7 protein-coding genes, 1 pseudogene and 1 riboswitch are annotated in these 9,755 nt (G+C 66.4%); of the genes and pseudogenes, 5 read left to right on the forward strand and 3 right to left on the reverse strand.

The window, feature by feature from the left end; genetic code table 11:
* Positions 1-155: 155 nt before the first annotated feature.
* Positions 156-869 (forward strand): annotated as a pseudogene (locus tag FQ389_RS18695) (N-acetylglucosamine-6-phosphate deacetylase); the annotation flags it as partial.
* Here the strand turns inward: FQ389_RS18695 and yhjD are convergent.
* Positions 835-1,896: an inner membrane protein YhjD gene (gene yhjD, locus FQ389_RS01655; RefSeq protein WP_144205876.1), complete on the reverse strand. Its 1,062-nt coding sequence runs from the start codon at positions 1,894-1,896 to the stop codon at positions 835-837. The pseudogene FQ389_RS18695 and the gene yhjD overlap by 35 nt on opposite strands.
* A 29-nt stretch (positions 1,897-1,925) precedes the next feature.
* A complete protein-coding gene (trpS, locus tag FQ389_RS01660) occupies positions 1,926-2,945 on the reverse strand; it encodes a tryptophan--tRNA ligase (protein WP_144205877.1) in 1,020 nt (339 codons plus the stop codon).
* Positions 2,946-3,074: 129 nt separating this feature from the next.
* On the opposite strand from trpS, the gene FQ389_RS01665 reads away from it, so the two are divergent.
* The gene (locus FQ389_RS01665) at positions 3,075-3,872 is read left to right on the forward strand and encodes an alpha/beta fold hydrolase (RefSeq protein ID WP_186296231.1); all 798 of its coding nucleotides are present in this window, start codon (positions 3,075-3,077) and stop codon (positions 3,870-3,872) included.
* On the opposite strand, the gene FQ389_RS01670 is transcribed toward FQ389_RS01665, so the two are convergent.
* Positions 3,869-6,106, reverse strand: coding sequence for an NADP-dependent isocitrate dehydrogenase (locus FQ389_RS01670; RefSeq protein ID WP_144205879.1), 2,238 nt, complete (start codon positions 6,104-6,106; stop codon positions 3,869-3,871). The genes FQ389_RS01665 and FQ389_RS01670 overlap by 4 nt on opposite strands.
* Before the next feature lie 103 nt (positions 6,107-6,209).
* Positions 6,210-6,331, forward strand: a riboswitch (SAM riboswitch).
* A gap of 38 nt (positions 6,332-6,369) precedes the next feature.
* Here FQ389_RS01670 and FQ389_RS01675 point away from each other — a divergent pair.
* The 3 genes from FQ389_RS01675 to FQ389_RS01685 are packed head-to-tail and all read left to right on the forward strand — an operon-like array spanning position 6,370 to position 9,604.
* A complete protein-coding gene (locus FQ389_RS01675) occupies positions 6,370-7,716 on the forward strand; it encodes a bifunctional o-acetylhomoserine/o-acetylserine sulfhydrylase (protein ID WP_144205880.1) in 1,347 nt (448 codons plus the stop codon).
* 17 nt (positions 7,717-7,733) lie between these two features.
* Positions 7,734-8,873, forward strand: coding sequence for a homoserine O-acetyltransferase MetX (gene metX / locus FQ389_RS01680; protein ID WP_144205881.1), 1,140 nt, complete (start codon positions 7,734-7,736; stop codon positions 8,871-8,873).
* Positions 8,870-9,604, forward strand: a complete 735-nt coding sequence (locus tag FQ389_RS01685; RefSeq protein WP_144205912.1) for a class I SAM-dependent methyltransferase — start codon at positions 8,870-8,872, stop codon at positions 9,602-9,604. The genes metX and FQ389_RS01685 overlap by 4 nt, the downstream gene beginning before the upstream one ends.
* The last annotated feature ends 151 nt before the right edge of the window (positions 9,605-9,755 follow it).

Consider the following 9,755-nt stretch of genomic DNA (forward strand, 5'->3'; position numbering starts at 1 on the left):
CTTCGTGTAACCGGTACGCTCCGGAGACCAAGGGACGTCAACTCGAGGACATCAGGCACTTTTGGGAAAACGGTGGACGTTGGGAGGACCCATGCCCCTGATCCACGCCGACGCCGTGGCCCTGCACGGCAGGATCTGCCGGCCCGGCTGGATAGAGATCGCCGACCGCCGGTGAGCTCGACAACGTCCTGGCCGCCGGTGCGGGCACGATCCGGATGGTCACGCTGGCTCCGGAACGGCGCGGCAGCGCCGAGGCCATCCGGCGGCTGGTGGACGCGGGTGTCGTTGTCGCCGTGGGACATACCGCCGCGAACTACGAGCAGACCCAGCAGGCGATCTAGTTCGGTGCCACGGTCGGCACGCATCTGTTCAACGCTATGCCCTCGTTGCACCACCGCGACCCGGGGCCGGTGCTCGTGCTGCTCGAGCACCCCGACGTCACGGTCGAGGTGATCGCCGACGGCGCGCACCTGCATCCGGCGATGGTGCGCACCGTCGTCCGGACCGCCGGGCAGGACCGGATCGCGCTGATCACCGACGCCATCGCCGCAGCCGGCTGTGCCGACGGCACGTATTGGCTCAGCTCGGTGCCGATCGAGATGGAATCGGGCGTTGCCGGATGAGTTCGACCTCCACGATCGCCGGCAGCACCGCCACGATGGATCAGCTCTTCCGCCCGGTGGCCCAGACTGGCCCGGACCCCGACGCCACGCTGGCCGCCGTGGTCCGGATGACCTCGTCGACACCGGCGCGGGGCCCTCGGCCTTGACCGGGTCGGCGCGCTGCGTGATGGCCACGATGCCGATCTGGTGGTGCTGGACCGCGAGCTGCGGGTCAGCGCGGTGATTGTGCGCGGCGACTGGCGTTAACGCGGCCGGCGCGGGTCAACCGGGAAAAGACCAACGCGCCAACGGCTCCCATCGCCATCGCGGCCAGCGTCTGACGGGTGGTGATCCCCTCGTCGAGCAGCACCCGCGGGGCGATGATCGCCGGCTCCGGTGGTGGGGTGTGCTTGCGGCGTGGATCCCCGGAGAAGGTAGCCGCCCACGCGGTGGCAAAAAGCACCAGATAGCCGGTGATGTAGTCGAACACCATCAGGCCCAGTACGGGGCCGAAGGTCGCCCCCGCCGGGCTGCGCACCACGACGCGCAGATAGATCGACCCCACCTGCTTGAACAACTCGAAGGCAACCGCCGCCAGCAGGCCCGCCCGCGCCGCGTCGGCTAGGTCGACCCTGTGCCGCGGCAGCCTGCCGATGAGCCAGGTGAACAACAGCCACGACACCAGCAGCGACATCAGTATCGACACGCCCCGAAAGATCTCGCCGAACAACGAGAAGTTGTGTACACCAAGCCATTTCAGTGCAGCATGCATCGGCGTGGCGTGCCCGAGCGCGGTGAGTGCCAGCGTGACGACGATGACCGCGAACGTTCCGACCATCGCGATCAGATCGGAGATCTTGTCGCGCACGAAGCCCGCCGATTCGTACCGCTCGTCCCACCACATCGAGGTTACGGCGCCGCGCATGTGTGACATCCAGCCGAGACCGGCCCAGGCCGCGGTGATCAGACCGATGATGCCGACCGATGCCCGCGCGTTGATCGCCGAGTTCATCAAGTCCACCAACTGTTGCTCGAGCGCGGCGTCGACCGCATCCCGGATGTGGGTCTTGATCGCCTCGATCAGCGGCGGGTCGCTAGCCAGCACGAAACCGACGACGGCGAAACTGACCATCAGCAAAGGAAATAGCGCGAAGATCGTGTAGTAGGTGAGACCGGCCGCCAGTAACCCGCCGTTGCGCGCATCGAAGTGGGTGTAGGCGCTTATCACGTGATCGAGCCAGCCGTACCGGGCCCGCAACCGGTCGAAGAATCCCGGCTTGGCGGGTGCGTTCATGGCGGCGGCTCCCAGGTGAGAAACGGGCCTTACCTCCGTTGCGGCAGGAACCCCAGCCGATCGTAAACCCGCTGGACCGTTTTTCCGGCCACCTCCTCGGCGCGCTCGGCGCCGACCGCCAGCACGGCCTCCAATTTGGCGATGTCGGCTGTCAATTCGTCGACTCGCGCTTTGATCGGGGCGACGAACTCGACCACCGCCTCGGCGGTGTCCTTCTTCAGGTCGCCGTATCCGCGCCCGGTGTAGCCGTCGACGAGCTTGTCGATGTCGGTGCCGGTCACCGCCGATTGAATAGTCAGCAGGTTCGACACCCCGGGCTTGGCCTCGGTGTCGAACCGGATCTCGCGCTCGCTGTCGGTGACGGCCGAGCGAATCTTCTTGGCGGACTTGGCCGGATCGTCGAGCAGGTTGATCAGCCCGGCGTCGGTGGCCGCCGATTTGCTCATCTTGGAGCCCGGGTCCTGCAGGTCGTAGACCTTGGCGGTGGCCTTGGGGATCAGCATGTCGGGGACGGCGAACGTGTCCGGGAAGCGGGAGTTGAACCGCTCGGCGATGTCGCGGGCCAATTCGAGGTGCTGGCGCTGGTCCTCGCCCACCGGCACCAGATCGGTGTCGTAGGCCAGCACGTCGGCGGCCTGCAGCACCGGGTAGGTGAACAGGCCGACGGTGGACGAGTCGCTGCCCTGCCGCAGCGACTTGTCCTTGAACTGCGTCATCCGCGACGCCTGGCCGAACCCGGTGAAGCAGCCCAGCACCCACGCCAGCTGGGTGTGTGCCGGGACGTGGCTCTGCACGAAGACGGTGCTGCGGACGGGATCGATGCCCAGCGCCAGGTACTGGGCTGCGGTCACCAGCGTCCGCCGGCGCAATGCTTCGGGATTCTGCGGGATGGTGATGGCGTGCAGGTCCACCACGCAGAAGAACGCGTCGTAATCCTGCTGCAGTGCGACCCACTGGGTGATCGCGCCCAGCGCGTTGCCGAGGTGAAGCGAGTCGGATGTGGGTTGCACGCCGGAGAAGATCCGGCTGGGTCCGGCAGTAGTGCTCATGATGTGTCGATCTTTTCACACCGGGTTTTCGCCCGGCACGCCCTTGCTTGCGGTACCGGCGGTACCGCCTTTAATGTCGGCTACATGAGCACTCGCCCGCCGATCCATCTGGGTTCCGGAGAGCCGGTTCTGTTGCTGCATCCGTTCCTGATGTCCCAGACCGTGTGGGACGAGGTAGCCCAGCAACTGGCCAGGACGGGCCGCTACGAGGTGTTCGCCCCGACGATGGCCGGCCACAACGGCGGGCCGAAGTCCGGCACCTGGTTTCTGAGCTCGTTGGTGCTCGCCGACCACGTCGAACGGCAGCTCGACGAGCTCGGCTGGGACACCGCTCACATTGTGGGCAATTCGCTGGGCGGCTGGGTCGCATTCGAGCTCGAGCGCCGCGGCCGGGCCCGCAGCGCCACGGGCATCGCGGCGGCGGGCGGCTGGACACGCTGGAGCCCCGTCAAATGCGAGGTCATCGCTAAATTCGTCGCCGGCATGCCGTTGCTGTTGCTGGCCCGTCTGTTGGGCCAGCGCGTGCTGCAGTTGCCGTTCAGCCGCAAGCTGGCCACCCTGCCGCTGAGCGGCTCACCGGAGAGCGTCAGCGAGCGCCAGGTGTCGGGCATCGTCGACGACGCCGCGCACTGCCCGGCCTACTTCCAGTTGCTGGCCAAGTCGCTGTTGCAGCCCGGGCTGGTGGAGCTGGCCGAGACCGCGGTGCCCGTGCAGCTGGTGCTGTGCGAGAAGGATCGGGTCGTCCCGCCGAGCCGGTTCAGCCGGCATTTCACCGACTCGCTGCCTCCCGAGACAAAGATCACCCGGCTCGACGGCGTCGGGCACGTACCGATGTTCGAAGCTCCCGAACGGGTGACCGAGGTGATCGCCACGTTCATCGACGACTGCGTCCGGCCGGACCACATCGCCGACCCTCCGGCAAGCTAGGCGCCCGCCTTCGCCAGCGCCTCGTTAAAAGTCTTGCTCGGCCGCATAACGGCGGTCGTCTTCTCCGGGTCCGGGTAGTAGTAGCCGCCGATATCGGCCGGCTTGCCCTGCACCGCGACCAGTTCGGCGACGATGGTGGCCTCGTTCTCGCCCAGCGACTTGGCCAGCCCGGCGAAGCGGTCGCGCAGTTCCTGGTCCTCGTCCTGGGCGGCGAGTTCCTGGGCCCAGTACAGCGCCAGGTAAAACTGGCTGCCCCGGTTGTCGAGTTCGCCGGTCTTGCGGGACGGGCTCTTGTCGTTGTCCAACAATTTGCCGATCGCGGCGTCCAGCGTCTTGCCCAGCAGCTTGGCACGCGGGTTGTCGGTCTTGATCCCGACGTCGTCGAAACATGCTCCCAGGGCCAGGAATTCACCCAACGAATCCCAGCGCAGGTGGTTATCCTCGACGAGCTGGTGGACGTGCTTGGGCGCCGAGCCGCCCGCCCCGGTTTCGTACATACCGCCGCCGGCCATCAACGACACGATGGACAGCATCTTGGCGCTGGTGCCCAGCTCCAGGATCGGGAACAGGTCGGTAAGGTAGTCGCGCAGGATGTTTCCGGTCGCGGCGATGGTGTCCTGTCCGCGTATCGCCCGCTCGATGGTGTACCGCATGGCCCACACCTGCGGCATGATCTGGATGTGCAGGCCCTCGGTGTCGTGCTCCTTCAGGTACTCCTTGACCTTCTTGCGCAGCTCCACCTCGTGCGGCCGTTCGGTGTCCAGCCAGAACACCACTGTCATGCCGGAGTTGCGGGCCCGGGTCACGGCGAGCTTGACCCAGTCACGGATGGCTTCGTCCCGCACGATCGGCATGCGCCAGATGTCACCGGTTTCCACGTTCTGGGTGAGCAGCACGTCGCCGGTGTCGAGGTCGACGATGTTGGCGACGCCGTCCTCGGGGATCTCGAACGTCTTGTCGTGTGAGCCGTATTCCTCGGCCTGCTGGGCCATCAGACCCACGTTGGGGACGGTGCCCATCGTGGTGGGATCGAACTGCCCATTCGTCTTGCAGAAGTTGATGATCTCTTGGTAGATCCGCGAGAAGGTCGACTCGGGGTTGACGGCCTTGGTGTCCTTCTGCCGGCCGTCGGCGCCGTACATCTTGCCGCCGGCGCGGATCATCGCCGGCATCGACGCGTCCACGATCACGTCGCTGGGCGAGTGAAAGTTGCTGATTCCCTTGGCCGAATCGACCATGGCCAACTCGGGCCGGTGTTCGTGGCAGGCGTGCAGGTCGCGGATGATCTCGTCATGCAGCGACGCCGGCAGCGACTCGATCTTGTTGTAGAGGTCGACTAGGCCGTTGTCGACGTTGACGCCGAGCTCGTCGAAGAGCGCCTGGTGCTTGGCGAAGGCTTCCTTGTAGAACACCTTGACCGCGTGCCCGAACACGATGGGGTGGGACACCTTCATCATCGTGGCCTTGACGTGCAGCGAGAACATCACGCCGGTCTCGTAAGCATCCTGCATCTGCGCCTCGTAGAATTCGCACAGCGCCTTCTTGCTCATGTACATGCTGTCGATGATGTCGCCCTCGCGGAGCGACACCACCGGCTTGAGCGTGATGACCTTGCCGTCTTTGGTCTGCAGTTCCATCTTCACGTTGCGCCCGCGGTCCAGCGTCATCGACTTCTCGCCGTGGTAGAAGTCACCGTGCTTCATGGTGGCGACGTGGGTGCGCGACGCCTGCGACCACTCCGCCATGCTGTGCGGGTGCTTGCGCGCGTACTCCTTGACCGCCTTGGGTGCGCGCCGGTCCGAGTTGCCCTGGCGCAGCACCGGGTTGACCGCGCTACCAAGACATTTGGCGTAGCTCTCGCGGATCTCCTTGTCCTGCTTGGTTTTCGGGCTGTCCGGGAAGTCCGGAACGTTGTAGCCCTTGTCCTGCAGTTCCTTGATGGCCGCGACAAGCTGCGGTACCGAGGCACTGATGTTCGGCAGCTTGATGATGTTGGTACCGGCCAGTTTGGTCAGCCGCCCCAGCTCGGCGAGATTGTCTGGGACGCGCTGCTCCTCGGTCAGGTTCTCGGGAAACTCCGCAAGGATTCGCGCCGCCACCGAGATGTCACTGGTCTTGATCTCGATGCCTGCCGGTTCGGCGAAGGCCCGCACGACCGGCAAAAAAGCATAGGTCGCCAGCAGTGGCGCCTCGTCGGTCAGCGTGTAGATGACGGTTGGCTTCTTGGCGCTCACGGTCCCTCTCCCGAGGTTGTTCTTGGGGGTCTCAGCGGTCTCGGTGCCACGTTATCAAGCAGGAGTTGGCACGGTGCCGGCCCAGTAAGATAGTCTCCGTATTGGTCATGAGCGCCAGCATCAAGCCCCGGCTTGCTGGCCGGCAACCCTCCAACCGCGGTGGGGTGCCCCGGGTGATGACCAGGTTGAGTAGCCACGGCACCGGCTATCCGGCAAGCGCGGGTCCGCCATGACGGGCCCCTGAGTAGACAGGGAAACGTAGGGTGAGCTCCGACAACACCAATTCCTCGACGGATCCGACTGCGCACTGGTCGTTCGAGACCAAGCAGGTACACGCGGGCCAGCAGCCCGATCCGGTCACCAAGGCGCGGGCCCTGCCGATCTACCAGACCACGTCGTACGTGTTCGACGACACCGCCCACGCCGCCGCCCTGTTCGGGCTCGAAGTGCCGGGCAACATCTACACCCGGATCGGTAACCCGACCACCGATGTCGTCGAGCAACGCATCGCCGCTCTCGAGGATGGCGTCGCCGCGCTGTTTTTGAGCTCCGGGCAGGCCGCTGAGACGTTCGCCGTATTGAACCTCGCCAGTGCCGGGGATAACATCGTGTCCAGCCCGCGGCTGTACGGCGGCACGTACAACTTGTTCCACTACTCGCTGGCCAAGCTCGGCATAGAGGTCAGATTCGTCGACGATCCCGACGATCTGGATTCGTGGCAGGCGGCCGTGCGGCCCAACACCAAGGCGTTCTTCGCCGAGACGATCTCCAACCCACAGATCGACATCTTGGACACCCCCGAAGTCGCCGGGGTCGCCCACGCCAACGGCGTCCCGCTGATCGTCGACAACACGATCGCCACGCCGTACCTGATCCAGCCGTTGGCCCAGGGCGCCGACATAGTGGTGCACTCGGCGACGAAATATCTGGGCGGGCACGGTTCGGCGATCGCCGGTGTCATCGTCGACGGTGGCCGGTTCGACTGGACCCAGAGCCGCTTCCCCGGGTTCACCACACCCGACCCCAGCTATCACGGCGTGGTGTTCGCCGAGCTGGGACCGCCGGCGTACGCGCTCAAGGCACGCGTCCAGTTGCTGCGCGACCTCGGGTCGGCGGCTTCACCGTTCAACGCGTTCCTGGTGGCTCAGGGTCTGGATACGCTGAGCCTGCGCGTCGAGCGGCACGTCGCCAACGCGCAGCGGGTCGCAGAATTCCTGGAGGGCCACGACGGTGTGCTGTCGGTGAACTACGCGGGCCTGCCCAGCTCACCGTGGCATGAGCGGGCAAAGAAGCTGGCGCCCAAGGGAACCGGCGCCGTGCTGGCGTTCGAGCTGGCCGGCGGTCTCGAGGCCGGGCGGGCGTTCGTGAACGCGCTACAATTGCACAGTCACGTCGCCAACATCGGTGATGTGCGCTCGCTGGTGATTCACCCGGCGTCAACCACCCACGCCCAGCTGAGCCCCGCCGAGCAGCTGAGCACCGGCGTCACGCCGGGGCTGGTACGGCTGGCCGTCGGCATCGAGGGCATCGACGACATCCTGGCCGACCTGGAGCTCGGATTCGCGGCGGTCCCAAAGAGTTCCGACCCGCAGGCCGTGGCGGCGTTCTGAGGACCCGAGAGGCAGTAATGACGATTTCCGACGTCCCGACCCAAACGCTGCCCGCCGAAGGCGAGGTCGGTCTGGTCGACATCGGTTCGCTGACCACCGAGAGCGGCGCGGTCATCGACGATGTCTGCATCGCGGTGCAGCGCTGGGGCGAGCTGTCACCGAACCGCGACAACGTCGTGGTGGTATTGCACGCTCTCACCGGCGATTCCCACATCACCGGTCCGGCCGGGCTGGGGCATCCCACGCCCGGCTGGTGGGATGGCATCGCGGGGCCGGGCGCGCCTATCGACACCGACCGGTGGTGTGCGGTGGCGACCAATGTGCTGGGCGGTTGCCGCGGCTCCACCGGGCCGAGTTCCCTTGCCCGAGACGGGAAGCCGTGGGGTTCGCGGTTTCCGCTGATCACAGTGCGCGATCAGGTCGAGGCGGATATCGCCGCGCTGGAGGCGTTGGGAATCACCCAGGTCGCGGCCGTCGTCGGCGGATCCATGGGCGGCGCACGGGCTTTGGAATGGATGGTCGGCCACTCGGACCGGGTTCGGGCCGGCCTGCTGCTGGCCGTCGGCGCGCGCGCCACCGCCGACCAGATCGGCACCCAGACCACTCAGATCGCGGCGATCAAGGCCGACCCGAACTGGCAGGGCGGCGACTATCACGGCACCGGGCGATCCCCGGATGCCGGCCTGGCGATCGCTCGCCGGTTCGCTCACCTGACCTACCGCGGCGAGATCGAACTGGACACCCGGTTCGCCAATCACGGCCAAAGCGGCGAAGATCCGTCGGACGGCGGCCGCTACGCCGTGCAGAGTTACCTGGAACATCAGGGTGACAAGATCCTGGCCCGTTTCGACGCCGGCAGTTACGTGACCCTGACCGAGACGTTGAACAGCCACGACGTCGGGCGTGACCGCGGCGGGCTGGAAAACGCGCTGGGTGGGTGCCCAGTCGCGGCCGTGGTCGGCGGCATCACGTCCGACCGGCTGTACCCGCTGCGCCTGCAGCAGGAGCTGGCCGACCTACTGCCGGGCTGCGCCGGGCTGCACGTGGTCGATTCCATCTGCGGACACGACGGTTTTCTGGTGGAGACCGAGGCGGTGGGTGAATTGATCCGCGAGACACTGGATCTGGCCGCGAACGAAGACGCGTGTCGGAGGTGACCCGCTCTCGGCACGACCGCTCCCTGTCGTTCGGTTCGGCGGCCGCAGCCTACGAGCGTGGACGTCCGTCCTATCCGCCCGAAGCCATCGACTGGTTGTTGCCTCGCGGGGCGCGTCAGGTGCTCGACTTGGGCGCGGGTACCGGCAAGCTGACCACCCGGCTGGTGGAGCGCGGTCTCGACGTCGTGGCGGTGGACCCGATCCCGGAAATGCTCGAAGTGCTGAGCGCCTCGCTCACGGAGACCCACGCGCTGTTGGGGACCGCGGAAGAGATTCCGTTGGAGGACAACAGCGTTGACGCGGTTCTGGTCGCCCAGGCCTGGCACTGGGTGGATCCGGAGCGGGCGATTCCCGAGGTCGCCCGCGTGTTGCGGCCCGGTGGTCGGCTGGGTCTGGTGTGGAACACCCGCGACGAGCGGCTCGGTTGGGTGCGAGAGCTCGGGCACATAATCGGCAGCGACGGCGATGGGCGCCGGTTCGATCTGAAGTTGTCGACGCCGTTCGCCGAGCCGGAACGCCATCAGGTCGAGTGGACGAATTACCTTACCCCGCAAGCGTTGATCGACTTGGTGGCCTCTCGAAGCTACTGCATCACCTCGCCGACGGAGGTCCGCACCCAGACGCTGGATCAGGTGCGCCAGCTGCTGGCCACCCATCCGGCGCTGGCGAACTCGACGGGGTTGGCGATGCCGTACGTCACCGTGTGCATCCGGGCGACGCTGGCCGCCTGACGACTACTCCTGTCCTCGTGGGTGGAGTTGTTGTTCAGGGTGGTGTTGGTGCGGGGTTGGCCTCGGTCGAGGTGGGGTCGGGGATCTATGCGGTGGTGCCGTTGGTGTGGCGTTGGGTGGTCCAGCCTTGGGGGCTGAGCATGCGGTGGTG

It is taken from the genome of Mycobacterium tilburgii (genome assembly GCF_902168065.1).
GTDB lineage: Bacteria > Actinomycetota > Actinomycetes > Mycobacteriales > Mycobacteriaceae > Mycobacterium > Mycobacterium tilburgii.